The sequence below is a fragment of the Pseudoalteromonas sp. SR41-7 genome (assembly GCF_014163935.1).
GTDB classification, from domain to species: Bacteria; Pseudomonadota; Gammaproteobacteria; order Enterobacterales; family Alteromonadaceae; genus Pseudoalteromonas; species Pseudoalteromonas distincta.
Window position 1 is genome coordinate 41,682 of the sequence record NZ_JACJEF010000015.1, and the last position, 14,751, is coordinate 56,432.

The 14,751-nt window shown below is 40.0% G+C and carries 18 protein-coding genes; 9 read left to right on the forward strand and 9 right to left on the reverse strand.

Features of this window, described 5'->3' with window-relative positions; all coding sequences use genetic code 11:
- Nucleotides 1-7: 7 nt before the first annotated feature.
- Together H5092_RS16715 and H5092_RS16720 are read right to left on the reverse strand one after the other, a co-directional pair.
- Entirely contained in the window at nt 8-643 is a 636-nt protein-coding gene (locus H5092_RS16715) for a hypothetical protein (protein WP_002958964.1), read from the reverse strand.
- Nucleotides 644-718: 75 nt separating this feature from the next.
- A complete protein-coding gene (locus tag H5092_RS16720) occupies nt 719-1,198 on the reverse strand; it encodes a DUF2947 domain-containing protein (RefSeq protein WP_002958965.1) in 480 nt (159 codons plus the stop codon).
- Between the two features lie 60 nt (nt 1,199-1,258).
- On the opposite strand from H5092_RS16720, the gene H5092_RS16725 reads away from it, so the two are divergent.
- Genes H5092_RS16725 through H5092_RS16740 form a run of 4 tightly spaced genes read left to right on the forward strand, consistent with a single transcriptional unit; the run spans nt 1,259 to nt 4,012 of the window.
- Entirely contained in the window at nt 1,259-1,498 is a 240-nt protein-coding gene (locus H5092_RS16725; RefSeq protein WP_039486721.1) for a DUF1653 domain-containing protein, read from the forward strand.
- A 52-nt stretch (nt 1,499-1,550) separates the two neighbouring features.
- Nucleotides 1,551-2,399, forward strand: coding sequence for a MoxR family ATPase (locus H5092_RS16730; protein WP_182734152.1), 849 nt, complete (start codon nt 1,551-1,553; stop codon nt 2,397-2,399).
- A gap of 1 nt (nt 2,400) precedes the next feature.
- Complete coding sequence (locus H5092_RS16735) at nt 2,401-3,588, forward strand: VWA domain-containing protein (protein WP_182673807.1); 1,188 nt, start codon at nt 2,401-2,403, stop codon at nt 3,586-3,588.
- Nucleotide 3,589: 1 nt separating this feature from the next.
- A complete protein-coding gene (locus H5092_RS16740; RefSeq protein WP_182692905.1) occupies nt 3,590-4,012 on the forward strand; it encodes a hypothetical protein in 423 nt (140 codons plus the stop codon).
- 322 nt (nt 4,013-4,334) lie between these two features.
- Here H5092_RS16740 and H5092_RS16745 read toward each other — a convergent pair whose 3' ends face one another.
- The 7 genes from H5092_RS16745 to tkt form a co-directional block, all read right to left on the reverse strand.
- Nucleotides 4,335-4,763, reverse strand: coding sequence for a DUF4160 domain-containing protein (locus H5092_RS16745; RefSeq protein WP_182734154.1), 429 nt, complete (start codon nt 4,761-4,763; stop codon nt 4,335-4,337).
- Nucleotides 4,764-4,828: 65 nt separating this feature from the next.
- A complete protein-coding gene (locus tag H5092_RS16750; protein WP_182694096.1) occupies nt 4,829-5,284 on the reverse strand; it encodes a GNAT family N-acetyltransferase in 456 nt (151 codons plus the stop codon).
- 22 nt (nt 5,285-5,306) lie between these two features.
- Entirely contained in the window at nt 5,307-5,513 is a 207-nt protein-coding gene (locus tag H5092_RS16755; protein WP_182734156.1) for a hypothetical protein, read from the reverse strand.
- A 79-nt stretch (nt 5,514-5,592) separates the two neighbouring features.
- On the reverse strand, nt 5,593-6,768 hold the full coding sequence (locus H5092_RS16760; RefSeq protein WP_182734198.1) for an NRAMP family divalent metal transporter: 1,176 nt from the start codon (nt 6,766-6,768) through the stop codon (nt 5,593-5,595).
- A 202-nt stretch (nt 6,769-6,970) separates the two neighbouring features.
- Entirely contained in the window at nt 6,971-7,327 is a 357-nt protein-coding gene (gene hpf / locus H5092_RS16765; RefSeq protein WP_007376058.1) for a ribosome hibernation-promoting factor, HPF/YfiA family, read from the reverse strand.
- 177 nt (nt 7,328-7,504) lie between these two features.
- Nucleotides 7,505-7,819 (reverse strand): pyrimidine/purine nucleoside phosphorylase, encoded by a 315-nt coding sequence (locus tag H5092_RS16770; protein ID WP_182734159.1) that lies wholly within the window; start codon nt 7,817-7,819, stop codon nt 7,505-7,507.
- Nucleotides 7,820-8,003: 184 nt separating this feature from the next.
- Nucleotides 8,004-9,995 carry a transketolase gene (gene tkt, locus H5092_RS16775; protein WP_138489545.1) on the reverse strand — a complete coding sequence of 664 codons (1,992 nt, stop codon included), beginning with the start codon at nt 9,993-9,995 and terminating at the stop codon, nt 8,004-8,006.
- A gap of 304 nt (nt 9,996-10,299) precedes the next feature.
- Between tkt and metK the strand changes: the two genes are divergently transcribed.
- From metK to serA, 5 genes are all read left to right on the forward strand, one after another.
- Nucleotides 10,300-11,451: a methionine adenosyltransferase gene (gene metK, locus H5092_RS16780; RefSeq protein ID WP_002958976.1), complete on the forward strand. Its 1,152-nt coding sequence runs from the start codon at nt 10,300-10,302 to the stop codon at nt 11,449-11,451.
- A gap of 175 nt (nt 11,452-11,626) precedes the next feature.
- Entirely contained in the window at nt 11,627-12,175 is a 549-nt protein-coding gene (locus H5092_RS16785) for a hypothetical protein (protein ID WP_024595234.1), read from the forward strand.
- A gap of 18 nt (nt 12,176-12,193) precedes the next feature.
- Nucleotides 12,194-12,790 carry a 5-formyltetrahydrofolate cyclo-ligase gene (locus tag H5092_RS16790; RefSeq protein ID WP_182734161.1) on the forward strand — a complete coding sequence of 199 codons (597 nt, stop codon included), beginning with the start codon at nt 12,194-12,196 and terminating at the stop codon, nt 12,788-12,790.
- Nucleotides 12,791-12,843: 53 nt separating this feature from the next.
- Nucleotides 12,844-13,497: a ribose-5-phosphate isomerase RpiA gene (gene rpiA / locus H5092_RS16795; protein ID WP_002958979.1), complete on the forward strand. Its 654-nt coding sequence runs from the start codon at nt 12,844-12,846 to the stop codon at nt 13,495-13,497.
- Nucleotides 13,498-13,506: 9 nt separating this feature from the next.
- On the forward strand, nt 13,507-14,736 hold the full coding sequence (gene serA, locus H5092_RS16800) for a phosphoglycerate dehydrogenase (RefSeq protein ID WP_024595232.1): 1,230 nt from the start codon (nt 13,507-13,509) through the stop codon (nt 14,734-14,736).
- Nucleotides 14,737-14,751: the final 15 nt, after the last annotated feature.

The following is a 14,751-nucleotide window of genomic DNA, read 5'->3' on the forward strand; positions in this document are numbered from 1 at the left end:
CTTAACTTTAATACGCTAAGGGGCGCTTTAAATTGCGCCAATTAATACTACCCGCTAAAAGCATTTCGCGTAGTGATAAAACCCGTGGCATGCAACGCTTCGAAAATTGCCACTGATGCCCGCAACATGCAGCGGTTAAACTCACTTTACTTGGCTTTATTAGCTGAGCATTTTGCTGCTCTAGCCCATTTCCTAAAAAATCAAACCAACCAAGCTCGTTACAATGCAGCTTATTTTCGCCTAACTGATCGATACTGTCTATTCTAAGACGCACCTGATCGTAGCCATGCAATATAACGGGCACAATAAGCCCCACTTTGGCATACGTTTGATAAAAAAGTTCATTAGCTTGAACATTCACATCGGGTGGGGTCGGTTTTTGCTTTTCAAGCCACGTACCATTTTGTGCATCAAGCGTAAAAGGCGTGTCACCATTGGCAACTAACGTTGCCGCTCGCTCAATATAATAAGGTAGGCTTTTTAACTGGCGGCGCAGTTTATCGGCATTAGGCTCTGCAACTAATCGCTGAACCTCACGCTGATAAAACGCATTGCACAATTGTGCATACAACACTTTTTGTGCATCAGTTTGCCAAATTTCAACTTGCTGTTGAGCACCAAGTGACTGATTTTTAGCGACCAAAAGCTGTACTCAAAAATATTCAGGTAAATGTTTTATAACACAGTATTGAATGTTTTTTAAGCGCAGCGCACTATTTTAAGCGCTTGGCTTTTCACCTAATTTTGCTTTACCTGATTCTAAAAATTGCACAACCGTATTACGCTTTTTACCAATCAATAAACTGCCATCAGCTAAAAACATAAAGTTTTGCCAATTGCGTTTAAATACATCAAACGTCGTTTCGATAATATTATCGCGTGCCATACAAAAATAAACCGTGGTGTTAGCTTCCCAATCTAAAAACGTTAAGATTGCTTCTGGTGGTAACGCATCGCCATTTTCCCACGCATCTTGCCAATCTACTTCTTGGCTAAAGCTTTTTTCTTGACCACACCAATCGGTGTCTTCAAAAAAATCAGGGTGATCAAACTCACGGCTCACCATGGTTGTCCAAAGTACGGCTGCGCGCTCGTCGCTCATAGGCTTTATTTTTGCTGCGTCTTCATCAGATACAGGTAAATCTTTGTGGCGAAAAACCCACGCCTTTTTGTAATCATCTAAAGAAATATAGTTCATAGTATTGGCAAATTAGTTAACATTAAAAGTGCAAAGCCAAATTATACAAGAGATCAAAACATGACTACAGCAATAAAACCACTTTCCCTAAAACCAGGCATATACCAACACTACAAAGGCCCGCAATATAAAGTTATTCATGTTGCCACCCATAGCGAAACCGAGGAACAGCTTGTGATTTACCAAGCACTTTATGGTGAATTTGGTATATGGGCGCGCCCACTTAGTATGTTTTTAGAAACTGTTGAAAAAGAAGGTGAGGTCATACAGCGTTTTGCTTATATTGGACCTGCTGCTTAACTATGGCATTATAACAAAATAACTTACTGCTCAGACCAGACAAGGGTACACCGTGCAATTTAATTCAACTGACAATTACATAGCGAGTAGCGCGCTTAAACAAGCTGTAAATGCTGCCATTATGCTCGAAAAACCACTTTTAATTAAAGGCGAACCTGGCACAGGTAAAACCATGCTGGCTGAGGAGTTGGCTAAAAGCTTAGATACTACGCTTATTCAGTGGCATATAAAATCGACTACTAAAGCGCAGCAAGGTTTATACGAGTACGATGCGGTTTCGCGCCTGCGCGACAGTCAATTAGGTGACGAGCGTGTACACAATATTGGCAACTACATCGTTAAAGGTAAGCTTTGGCAGGCATTTACATATGCAGAGCTCAACGGTAAACGCCCAGTGCTTTTGATTGATGAAATAGACAAAGCCGACATAGAGTTCCCAAACGACTTACTACTTGAGCTTGATAAAATGGAGTTTCATGTTTATGAGACTAACGAGCGCATTGTCGCAAAAGAGCGCCCTATTGTGATCATCACATCAAATAACGAAAAAGAATTGCCGGACGCATTTTTACGCCGCTGCTTTTTTCATTATATTGATTTTCCTAGCAGCGACGAAATGCAGCAAATTATTGACGTGCACTACCCTAACGTTAAACAGGATTTAGTACGCCAAGCACTTGAAGTGTTTTTTAACCTGCGCGAAGCAAACGGCCTTAAAAAGAAACCTTCCACCAGCGAATTACTCGACTGGTTAAAGCTTTTAATGGCTGAAGACATAGACACTAAAACACTGCACGACAAAGCTAAAAAAGGCGGTTTAATGCCCATGTTTGGCGCATTACTTAAAAATGAGCAAGATATAAGCCTAATCGAAAAACTCGCCTTTATGAGCCGCCGTTAAGATGTTGATTGCGTTTTTCTTCAAACTGCGTGAATACCGCTTGCCTGTAAGCCTGCGCGAGTTACTCGACTTAATTAACGCCTTAAAAAAAGGCGTTATATTTGCCGACGTAGACGCCTTTTACCATTTAGCTCGCACCATAATGGTAAAAGACGAAACGCACTTTGATCGATTCGACAAAGCCTTTAGCGACTACTTTAGTGGTATTGCTGACCTTGATTTGCTCGAGAGTTTAAAGCAACAACACAACTTACCTGAAGATTGGCTACGTAAAGAGTTTGAAAAAAACCTAAGCGATGAAGAAAAAGCTCAACTTAAAGCTATGGGCGGACTCGACGAGCTTATGAAAACCCTAAAAGAGCGTTTAGAAGAGCAACAAAAACGCCACGCAGGCGGCAATAAATGGGTGGGCACTGGCGGCACATCACCTTTTGGTGCATACGGCTATAACCCCGAAGGCGTGCGTATAGGGCAAGACGGCAACCGTAACCGCCAAGCGGTAAAAGTGTGGGATAAACGAGAATACAAAAACCTCGACACCGACAGAGAAATTAGTTCGCGCACAGTTAAACTCGCCCTTAAAAAGTTACGAAAGTTTGCCCGCACTGGCGCAAGCGACACGCTTGATTTAAACGAGACCATTCGCGCTACTGCAAAGCAAGGCGGCATGCTTGATGTAAAAATGGCACCCGAACGCCACAATGCAGTAAAAGTACTCATGCTGTTTGATATTGGCGGCTCAATGGATGACTATATCCACACCTGCGAAGAATTATTTAGCGCCGCTCACAGCGAATTTAAACACCTAGAGTTTTACTACTTTCATAACTGTTTATACGAGCACGTTTGGCAAGACAACGCACGCCGCCATTCAAACGTAATTGACACCATGACGCTGATTAATAAATTTACCAGCGACTATAAAGTAATATTTGTCGGCGATGCCACTATGGGACCATACGAAATAGCCTACCCTGGTGGCTCGGTAGAACATTACAACGAAGAGCCTGGCAGTGCATGGTTGCAACGTGTCACAAACCACTTTGATAAAGTCGCCTGGCTCAACCCACAACCCGTTGAACACTGGCCGTACTATCAATCAATTGGCTTTATAAAAGAGTTAATGAACAACCGCATGTATGCGCTGAGTTTAGATGGGATAAGTAGAGCGATAAAAGAGCTGAGTTAAAGTGAATAATAGAAATATATTAAAATTAATTTTGTTTGCATCACTTATTATAAATTTGGTTTTTATAACTATCTTTATAAGTGACTCTAAAAAGGATAAAAGCATTTATTTATTAGCAAGCAATGTTGAAGCTAAATGCTTGAATGATTGGAAATCACAAGACTCTAGGGTGCCTTTTATTACCTCTCATCAAGTTTTAGGACCAGATCCCTTTACTGAATATAACCTTTTAGAGCTGGGAGGTTATGATCAGTCAACATCTTTCACATACGAATTCTCAGCATGTTTTAAAGATAAATTTTCTACAGTAAGAACAATTGCAGAGATGAAATATGCTATTGATTTCATTGGTAAGCAATCAAAAAATGTTGGATTTTATAAATTACCAAATTCTGACGAAATTATTGTTTACTCAAATGAGTAACAATTAGGCTAGATTGGCTAAACTCACAACTCGTTGAGCCTTGGCTTTACTACCAATTATTTATGAAGTAGCTGATAGATAAATCGATAAAAAACTGCGTCAATTATTAAATACGTACATTAAAAGAACTATTATTCCAATTAATATATAACCCTTCATTCTATCAACTTTACGTGCTCGACCTGTTCTTGATGTTGGAATACCTGTTGCTTTTGCAACTTTCCTTTTAAAATTAGCTTTCGGTCTTTTTAATGGGTTCATTATTAATTTCTATTTTATTTAAATTAAGTAACGCCTACATACCTATAAAACGTCGATATACTTATTCGTTACCAATTTCATAATACTTCCCTACTGTACAGTTTGCAGGCCTTGTATTGTTCCAAACTGAAATCAATGCTTTCTTTGCGTTCATTTCATTAAACCAATATTCAACTTTTCTTTTTTGTTTGCTTGTTAAGCTACCCTCAATTAATTCACAATTATCAAGCCTAAAAGAAGCTTTCGAGTCTGAGGTAATAACGTGAAAATGTGGTGGAGGGTGTTCGTTAGAATAAATCTCTATTTTAAGACCATCAACCCTTTTAACTAATTGCTTTATTTCAGTTAAAACAGGTCCATCCGGATCTATATCATCACTAACTAGAGTCTGTGAAGACAACAAAGAATGATGGTGCTCGGTTAGCTCATCTAACGACTCAAACTGTTCAGGCGAATCCTCATAGAACCACTTAGTTCCTTTAAATGACATAAATATTCCTGTGTTAAAATTTAATTTAAGGTTCTAAACGAAGACTAATTATATTTCTTATTAATTCAAAGCGCTTTACTCATAAACAAGCTGTACGGATCTAACTCATAATCACCAAATGGTTCGCACTCTTTAAAGCCAAATTGAGCGTAAAGCTTTTGTGCGGGTAAAAATGCCTTTGCAGTGCCTGTTTCTAAACTTAACTTTTTATAACCTCGCAAGGTCGCTTGCTCAATAATATGCGTGAGCAATTTAGCAGCGATGCCTTGGCGTAAATAGTTGCTTGATGTGCGCATTGATTTAATTTCGCCATGCGTTGTATTTAGTGCTTTTAAAGCGCCAACACCCGCTAAATTATTATCAATCCATAAGCTATAAAAAGTTATATCGGGCTGAGTGAGTTTGCTCACATCAAGTGCATGCACGCTCTCAACAGGTGAGTGCTTTAGCATATCGTTATGGTGTGCTTGTAGTAGCTTTATAACTTCAGGATTTGAAAGCTCGCCTGTTTTAATTTTCATTTATAGCTCATTTTTTAGTGTATTAATATTTATTGTAAAGCGCCAATAACTTAACATTCAATTCATCATTATTAGAAGCTAAAACGCTACCGACTGATTTCGAGTTATCTAAATCCCCTACTCGCACCTCAAATGTTTTATTATCAAAGCTATCAATAAAAATATATCTTTCTTTTTGTTCATCAAAAAAGGATGCAAAATTATCTGTAATAGACATATCAAATTTCATGTCACTTTCCTCATAAACTCAAATTAATGCCTACATATATACTTAACTAACTTAAAAATATCATATTTATATAATTGGTTTATGCAGCTAGCTTCCACACTATAAACGCTAGGGCAAACCCGATTAAATAGACTAAACCTAACCAGCTTAAAATACGCAGTAATACACTGTGTTTAATATCGGGGTTTGAGCGTACTAAGCTAAAGTTAAGCCATGCAAAAACGGGGGTGGTAACAAACGAAAGTGTCATTGCAAACGTAAGCATTGGACCAAGGGCTGATTTAAAGAATAAAATAACGGCCATGCCAGCTAGTGCTTGCAGTACAAGCCAAATATTTAGGCTGTGTTTTGATTGCTTAAAGCCAAGTAGTTTATGAGATTCGTTAAGCGTGCGGGCGTAGCCATCTAGCACGGTAAGTGTAGTGCCAAACATACATAAAAAGGCGATTGCTGATACAAGCGGCCTTGCCCACTCGCCTATTGTTAATGCGTACATATCAATAAGCTGCTTGGCAAACGCGACACCGCCGAGTTCTATACTACTGGTTTGCCCGTACTGCACTAATACACCTAAGCTAAAAAATACCAAGGCTAAGCCAGCTGTAAGCCAGTAACCTACGTTAAAATCGAACAAGCCTTGGCTTTTAGAAACTGTTTGCTGCGCTTGTTTTTCTTTTAGCCATAAAGAACTTAATGCAGATATTTCGATAGGTGCTGGCATCCAGCCCATTAAAGCCACCATAAAGCTAAGCATGGCAAGTTCATACGGTGAAGGACCCACATAATCAGCAGGTGCCATTGGGCCGTTACTAAATGCAATGGCAAGGGCAATCAAAGTAGCGAGCGTAAGTAGCCCCATAATGCCTTTGGCAACGTTATCTAGCGCTTTAAAGTGTCCAAGTAGTAATATAACTAAACATACACCCAGCAGCATCCAACAAAGTAAGGTTACTTCGATAACCACAGGTAAGGCGTAATGCAGTAAGCTTGCGGTAAGCAGTAATACGCCAGCGGTATTAACAACAGCGGCTACAATGTTTAAGCCAATAAAGCTGTAAAAATAAAACGGGCCTTTACTCTTATAGCCCTCCACTAGGCTATTTTTAGTCGCGAGTGTGTATTCCATACCAAAGCGAAAAAACGGATATTTTAAAACATTAACAACGAGGATAAGCCAAAATAGTTGCCAACCAAATATTGCTCCAGCTTGCGTAGAGGCAACTAGGTGAGATCCGCCAATAGCGGCTGTTGCCATGAGTATTCCAGGTCCAAGCGCACCTAGTCGAGACTTCCATACTGCTTTTGTTGTGTGCATTAATTTCTCAAAATATGTGTGTTATACGCTGCTTTTATTAATTTTTTTGATTAATAAACTGCAAGAACGCATAACTTACCTAAATTACAGGCAATAAAAAAGAGCCATACGGCTCTTTTTTACAATACTTTGGAACTAAATTTTATTTAAGATCCATCTCTTGGATGATCTCGTGTGCGATTTCAGGTGTAGTGCTAACAGGCTTTTCGTGTAAGTTTGCTTTTATCTGCCCTTTTCGATGTTTTAGTGCCGCATCGAGTTTTTTAGCTGCGCTTGCAATGGCTGGGTACATAACTTCGTTTTCCCCTTTTACCGATATGCGCGTGCCTTCGTAATTAGTGCTAATTTCAGCTTGGATTTTATGATGCTCTTTAGACAAAATAATATCGAGTGCAATAAGCGATGGAAAGTGGCTCTCGATTTTTGAAAATTTTTCGTTGATGTGCTCTCTAATAGAGTCAGTAACTTCAACATGGTGACCAGAAAGATTAATTTTCATAGGGTATCCTTTTATTTGTTACCTCATAAATAGTATTGGGGGCTATTTAGATTAACACAAGGAAAAAAGAGAGATATTTGAGGTTTATTTGCGGTTTTTGGTGATTTAAATCATGCGTTGTGCAAAGTTTATGCAAAGCCCATAGTGCATGGGCTTTCAGACGTCTAGCTGTATTGATTAATCTGTGTACGAACAACAGTAGTCAGCAAAATCAGATACTTTTATTTTAAAGCTTACATTTGCATCAACATTAAACGATTCACCCGCGTTAAATGTTTTCCACTCACTTGCCCCTGGTAATAAAATATCCCATTGGCCAGCTAAAAGCTCCATGCATTCTTTTTGGTTTGTATCAAAAACAAACTCACCAGGTTGCATAAAGCCTAAAGTTTTCGCTTCTCCATCACCTAAAATAACGGTACGGCTCGACACTTTTCCGTCAAAATATACATTGGCTTTTTTTACTACACTTACGTTATCGAACTTTGGCATTTTTAGCTCCTGCTATTAATTTAAGATTTTTATTTATAAATTTTATCGCACTACCTTGCCTGATAGCTTACTTTCTTGCAAGGAAAGCAGCATTGTTCAAGGTGAAGTTGCTTCATGTTAGGGCATAAAAAAACCCGCAACATGTGCGGGTTTTTCAATTACTTACTTTATTTAATCAAAGCGATTAAAAAAGCTCGTTTGCTTTGCTTACAATGTTTGCCACTGTAAAACCAAAGTGCTCAAACAGCTCACCAGCAGGTGCCGACTCACCAAAGGTAGTCATACCTACTACTGCGCCATTTAGACCTACGTACTTGTACCAGTAGTCAGCAATACCTGCTTCTACTGCTACGCGGCGTGTAACAGATGCCGGTAATACGCTTTCTTTATACTCTGCGCTTTGATCTTCAAAGGCATCAGTACATGGCATAGATACAACACGTACCTTTTTACCTTGGCTGCGTAGCTCAGTTGCTGAATCTTGTGCTAGTTGCACTTCAGAGCCTGTCGCAATGAAAATAATTTCAGGGTTGCCGTCACAGCTAAGGATGTAACCACCCTTTTTAACATCGCTTAATTGCTGTGCGTCACGCGCTTGTTGCTCAAGACCTTGGCGAGTAAAGATTAACGATGTAGGACCGTCTTTACGCTCAATAGCTTGTTGCCATGCAATTGCCGACTCAACTTGGTCACATGGGCGCCAGTTGTATAAGTTAGGCGTTAAACGCATGCTTGCAATTTGCTCTACTGGTTGGTGAGTTGGACCATCTTCACCTAAACCGATTGAATCGTGCGTGTATACAAAAATGCTTGGTTGCTTCATTAATGCAGCCATACGTACGGCATTTTTTGCATATTCAACAAACATTAAGAACGTAGCACCGTAAGGAATAAAGCCTTTATGAAGGGCAATACCATTCATAATTGCCGACATACCAAACTCACGTACACCGTAGTAAATGTAGTTACCGCTTGCATCGTCGTGTGTTAAACCTTTAGAGCCATCCCAAATTGTTAAGTTTGAGCCTGCTAAATCGGCTGAGCCACCCATAAATTCTGGTAATAACGGACCAAATGCGTTTAATGCATTTTGCGATGCTTTACGAGACGCTGGGTTTGCAGGGTTTGCTTGTAATTGCTCAATGTACGCTTGAGATTTTTCAGCCCAATCGCCAGGCAGTTCGTTATTAATACGACGCTTGTATTCAGCCGCAAGCTCTGGGTATGCTTTTGCGTATGCTGCAAATTTTTCGTCCCAGCTTGATTCAAGCTGCTGACCTTTTTCTTTGCTATCCCATTGTGCGTAAATATCATCAGGAATTTCGAACGCATCGCCAGTCCAACCTAAGAATTCGCGAGACGCTTTAATTTCGTCATCACCTAGTGGTGCACCGTGACAATCGTGGCTACCAGATTTATTAGGTGAGCCGTAACCAATAATTGTTTTACAACAAATTAGTGATGGTTTATCGGTAACACTTTTAGCTTCTGCAATTGCAGCACTTATAGCATCGCTGTCGTGGCCATCAACACCACTAATTACATGCCAACCGTATGCTTTAAAGCGAGCTGGCGTGTCATCTGTAAACCAACCTTCTACTTCACCATCGATTGAAATGCCGTTGTCATCCCAAAATGCAACAAGTTTACCCAGACCTAATGTGCCTGCAAGTGAACCAGCTTCATGAGAAATACCTTCCATAAGGCAGCCATCGCCCATAAATGCATAGGTAAAGTGATCAACAATATCGTGACCTTCACGGTTAAACTGCGCAGCTAGCGCTTTTTCAGCAATTGCCATACCTACGGCATTTGTGATCCCTTGACCTAATGGACCCGTAGTAGTTTCGATTCCTGGTGCATAGCCATATTCAGGGTGACCTGGTGTTTTAGAATGCATTTGACGGAAGTTTTTAATTTCGTCCAGTGGTAAGTCGTAACCACTTAGATGCAATAGAGAATAGATAAGCATTGAACCGTGGCCGTTTGAAAGAATAAATCTGTCACGGTCAGCCCACTCTGGATTTGTTGGGTTGTGTTTTAGATAATCGCGCCATAATACTTCTGCGATATCAGCCATGCCCATAGGGGCTCCAGGGTGACCAGATTTGGCCTTTTGTACTGCGTCCATTGACAAGACGCGAATAGCATTTGCAAGTTCTTTGCGAGATGGCATGAATTCTCCTACCTTTATGTGTATTTGCGCGGGTATTTATGTGTTTGTTTATGCACCCAAGTAACTTGGGTTTGTTTATATCGACCATTCTTACTTATTGTGGGGGCTGTGTGCAATTAAAAACCCTATAAAAGTGAGGCATTATGAATATTTTTTAAGACCAAAAAGTTATTAGTAATTTTATTTAGACGTCTAGGCGTAAAAACACTATGCAAGGTGTTTTGTTTTCGATAAAATACGCCCCTTAATTTTTTAGCGCTAATACCGACGTTTGTGAAGCGCAATATTTGTGAGCAGAAATACAATGGCAAAACATTTATTTACTTCTGAATCAGTTTCTGAAGGTCATCCGGATAAAATCGCCGATCAAATCTCTGATGCGGTACTTGATGCTATCCTAGAGCAAGACTCTCATGCCCGTGTTGCGTGCGAAACTTACGTAAAAACAGGTATGGTTATGGTTGGTGGTGAAATCACTACTAGCGCATGGGTTGATATTGAAGAAATTACACGTAAAACAGTACGTGAAATTGGCTACACGCATTCAGACATGGGTTTCGATGCAGATTCATGTGCAATTTTAAACACTATTGGTAAACAGTCTCCTGACATTAACCAAGGTGTTGACCGTACTAGCCCAGAAGAACAAGGTGCTGGCGACCAAGGTCTTATGTTTGGTTACGCATGTAACGAAACAGAAGTGCTAATGCCTGCGCCAATTACTTACTCACACCGTTTAGTACAGCGCCAAGCGCAAGTACGTAAAAGCGGCGAGCTTAACTGGTTACGTCCAGATGCAAAATCTCAAGTTACTTTTGCATACGAAAATGGTAAGCCAGTAGGTATTGATGCAGTAGTACTATCTACTCAGCACAGCGAAGACATTTCGCAAAAAGATTTAGTAGAAGCGGTGATGGAAACTATCATCAAGCCGGTACTTCCTGCAGAGCTTATTACAAGCGCGACTAAATTTTTCATTAACCCAACGGGTCGCTTTGTAATTGGCGGACCAATGGGCGATTGTGGTTTAACAGGTCGTAAAATCATCGTTGATACATACGGTGGTATGGCTCGTCACGGTGGTGGTGCTTTCTCTGGTAAAGATCCATCAAAAGTTGACCGCTCAGCTGCATACGCTGCACGTTACGTTGCTAAAAACGTAGTTGCGGCTGGCCTTGCTGATAAATGTGAATTACAAGTTTCTTACGCAATCGGTGTTGCAGAGCCTACATCTATCAGCGTTGAAACGTTTGGTACAAGCAAGTTAGAAGAAAGCCGTTTAATCGAGCTTATTCGTGAACACTTTGACCTGCGCCCTTACGGTTTAATTCAAATGCTTGATTTAGAGCGCCCTATCTACCTTCCTACAGCGGCTTACGGCCACTTTGGTCGTGACGAATTCCCTTGGGAACGTACAGATAAAGCTGATGCACTTCGTGCAGCCGCTGGCCTTTAAGCTGAAAGTGTTGAAGAAAATTAAAAACGGCCCTTAATAGGGCCGTTTTTGTATCTAAAACTTATCAGTTACATTATTTGTAGTGCGTCTACAAAATAACTATAAAATCGACCTCGAATTCTTTTGTACTTTAGGTATATACTCATTTCATTATAAAAGCTTTAGGGATAGTTAAATGGCCGATAACTTTCGCGTTATATTTGCAGGACTTGCCGATAACGTTGACATAAAAACAGCGTGCGCAAACTTAGCTGCAAAATTAAAAACGTCAGATGAAAAAGTAGCTCTTTTTTTTAAAGGTAAGCCGCTGTTTGCGCCAAGCGATAAAGACAAAGCGTTAAAACAGACTAAGTTATTAGCAAGCCTAGGTATTAAAAGTAAGCTGCAAGCTGTTTCAAATGCGATTCAAAATAGCTCCCCCGCAGCTGCAAATAACAACCAACGTGATGAACGTATTTTTGATGCACTTGATTACATCACTAGCAGCTTAATACGCCTTGAAGAAAAGCTAGATGAGTTAGAGCAACGCCTTCCTGAAGCTCAATTAAATACACCAGACGAAAGTGTAGACGAATGGCAAAATGACGACCTAATGCTAGATGAGGATTTAGCGACTCCTAAAAAACGCAGTAACTTACTTTTATATTCATTGATTGCAACTGCCACCATTTTGCTAGTCGTACTGGCTGTTTTTTTAATTTTTCCCGATTTATTCTCTTTTTAAAAATGGCTAATTAGTTTAATGAGCAATAAACGCGCACAAATAAGAGCTGAAATTCGTAACACCCGTAACAACTTGTCAAATAATCAGCAAATAATTGCTGCGCAATCGCTAAAAATGAATTTTATTCAACACTTAAAAAGCGAAAATACAACGAATTCAAAGCATATTGCCATTTATTTAAGTAACGACGGAGAACTAGACACTTCATTGTTAATTAAAGAATTATGGAACTTAAACCATGCTGTTTATCTACCTATAATACACCCATTCAATGGCGCTAATTTACTATTTCAGCGCTATGAGAAAAACTCACCCATGAGGGCAAATCGCTATGGTATCTTGGAGCCTAAGCTGAACTGCTCTCAAATATGCCCATTACCAGCGCTTGATTACCTCCTTATGCCATTAGTGGCATTTGATAAACAAGGTAATCGCCTAGGAATGGGAGGTGGGTTTTACGACCGGACATTGGCGCGTTTACATGAACAAAATTGGCAAAAACCGCAACTAATTGGCCTTGCACATAAATGTCAAAAAGTTGATGCTCTACCAATCGAGTCATGGGACGTACCACTTAAAACCATTATCACCCCAGATAAAACATACTGTTGGTAACATTTAATTTTGGTTACTAGCCGCCTATTTCTGACATACATGAGCACAAAGCAATGACACAAGACGAATTAAAAAAAGCAGCTGCCTGGGCAGCACTCGAGTTTGTAAAAGAAAACACCATTGTAGGTGTCGGTACAGGCTCTACTGTTAATCACTTTATTGATGCCCTTGGCTCAGTAAAGGACACTATTGTAGGCGCTGTATCAAGCTCAGAAGCGTCAACTGCACGTTTGGAAGCGTTAGGTATTGAAGTGTTTGAACTTAATAACGTTGATGCTTTAGATGTATACGTTGACGGCGCTGACGAAATAAACGCTCAAAACGAAATGATTAAAGGCGGCGGCGCAGCGCTAACACGTGAAAAAATAGTAGCAGCAGTTGCAAAACAGTTTGTGTGTATTGTTGATGACACAAAGCTGGTAGATACATTGGGCGACTTCCCGCTTCCGGTAGAAGTTATTCCAATGGCGCGCAGCTACGTTGCACGAGAATTATTAAAACTTGGTGGTGACCCTGTTTATCGCCAAGGCGTAGTTACCGATAATGGTAACGTTATATTAGATGTATTTAACTTAAAAATTACCAATGCCAAACAACTTGAAACACAAATAAATTCAATTGTTGGCGTAGTTACCAACGGCCTATTTGCGATGCGAGGTGCTGATAAAGTGATTATCGGTACCAAAAATGGGCCACAAATTAAATAGGATGAGGTTATGAGTAAGGTATCGTTAGCAAAAGACAAAATTAAAATTCTCTTGCTTGAAGGTGTTCACCAAAGCGCTGTTGAAACGCTAAAACGTAACGGTTACAGCAATATTGACTACGTTAAAACATCCTTACCTGAGGACGAGCTTAAAGAGCGCATTAAAGATGTTCACTTTGTAGGACTTCGTTCTCGTACTCATATTAACCAAGCCGTATTAGACTCAGCTGAAAAGCTAGTTGCTATTGGTTGTTTTTGTATTGGTACAAACCAAGTTGATTTAGATGCAGCACGCGAACGTGGTATTGCTGTATTTAACGCTCCATTTTCTAATACTCGTTCAGTTGCTGAACTTGTACTTGGCGAAATTCTACTTTTATTACGTGGTATTCCAGAGCGTAATGCAGCGGCTCATCGTGGTGGCTGGTTAAAAACAGCAAATGGTTCGTTTGAAGCACGTGGTAAAACATTAGGTATTATTGGCTACGGTCACATTGGTACTCAGCTAGGTATTATGGCTGAAAATATCGGTATGAACGTGGAGTTTTACGATATCGAAGATAAGTTATCACTGGGTAATGCAACACAAGTTCATAACCTTACTCAGCTGTTACAACGCTCTGATATTATTAGCTTACATGTACCAGAAACACCGCAAACTAAAAACCTTATTGGTACAGCAGAACTTGCAGTTATGAAGCAGGGGTCTATTTTGATCAATGCATCACGCGGAACTGTTGTTGATATTGATGCTCTTGCAGAAGCGCTTACAGAGAAAAAACTAAGTGGTGCAGCAATCGATGTGTTCCCTACTGAGCCAAAATCTAACGATGAAGAATTTGTATCGCCACTGCGCCAATTCGACAATGTTATTTTAACGCCGCACATTGGTGGTTCTACACAAGAAGCGCAAGAAAACATTGGTATTGAAGTAGCGGGTAAATTGGCTAAATATTCAGATAATGGCTCAACTATTACTGCGGTTAACTTCCCTGAAGTATCGCTACCTGAGCTTGCTAATCGTAGCCGTTTATTACACGTACACCACAACCGCCCAGGTGTACTAACGCAAATTAACCAAGCGTTTGCACAGCACGGTATTAATATTGCTGCGCAATACCTACAAACAGACGCATCTATTGGTTATGTAGTTATTGATGTTGATACAGATCAATCTGAAGTAGCACTTAAAGAACTGAGCGCTGTTGAGGGTACAATTAGAGCACGTATTTTACATTAACCATTCTTTGATATT

Bases quoted from the DNA above. Each gene is read 5' to 3' on its own strand.
- rpiA (WP_002958979.1), top strand. From the start codon at position 12,844: ATGACACAAGACGAATTAAAAAAAGCAGCTGCCTGGGCAGCACTCGAG.
- H5092_RS16785 (WP_024595234.1), top strand. From the start codon at position 11,627: ATGGCCGATAACTTTCGCGTTATATTTGCAGGACTTGCCGATAACGTT.
- H5092_RS16770 (WP_182734159.1), bottom strand. From the start codon at position 7,819: ATGCCAAAGTTCGATAACGTAAGTGTAGTAAAAAAAGCCAATGTATAT.
- H5092_RS16720 (WP_002958965.1), bottom strand. From the start codon at position 1,198: ATGAACTATATTTCTTTAGATGATTACAAAAAGGCGTGGGTTTTTCGC.
- H5092_RS16755 (WP_182734156.1), bottom strand. From the start codon at position 5,513: ATGAAATTTGATATGTCTATTACAGATAATTTTGCATCCTTTTTTGAT.
- serA (WP_024595232.1), top strand. From the start codon at position 13,507: ATGAGTAAGGTATCGTTAGCAAAAGACAAAATTAAAATTCTCTTGCTT.
- H5092_RS16745 (WP_182734154.1), bottom strand. From the start codon at position 4,763: ATGTCATTTAAAGGAACTAAGTGGTTCTATGAGGATTCGCCTGAACAG.
- tkt (WP_138489545.1), bottom strand. From the start codon at position 9,995: ATGCCATCTCGCAAAGAACTTGCAAATGCTATTCGCGTCTTGTCAATG.
- hpf (WP_007376058.1), bottom strand. From the start codon at position 7,327: ATGAAAATTAATCTTTCTGGTCACCATGTTGAAGTTACTGACTCTATT.
- H5092_RS16760 (WP_182734198.1), bottom strand. From the start codon at position 6,768: ATGGCAACAGCCGCTATTGGCGGATCTCACCTAGTTGCCTCTACGCAA.
- H5092_RS16735 (WP_182673807.1), top strand. From the start codon at position 2,401: ATGTTGATTGCGTTTTTCTTCAAACTGCGTGAATACCGCTTGCCTGTA.
- H5092_RS16750 (WP_182694096.1), bottom strand. From the start codon at position 5,284: ATGAAAATTAAAACAGGCGAGCTTTCAAATCCTGAAGTTATAAAGCTA.
- H5092_RS16790 (WP_182734161.1), top strand. From the start codon at position 12,194: ATGAGCAATAAACGCGCACAAATAAGAGCTGAAATTCGTAACACCCGT.
- H5092_RS16725 (WP_039486721.1), top strand. From the start codon at position 1,259: ATGACTACAGCAATAAAACCACTTTCCCTAAAACCAGGCATATACCAA.
- metK (WP_002958976.1), top strand. From the start codon at position 10,300: ATGGCAAAACATTTATTTACTTCTGAATCAGTTTCTGAAGGTCATCCG.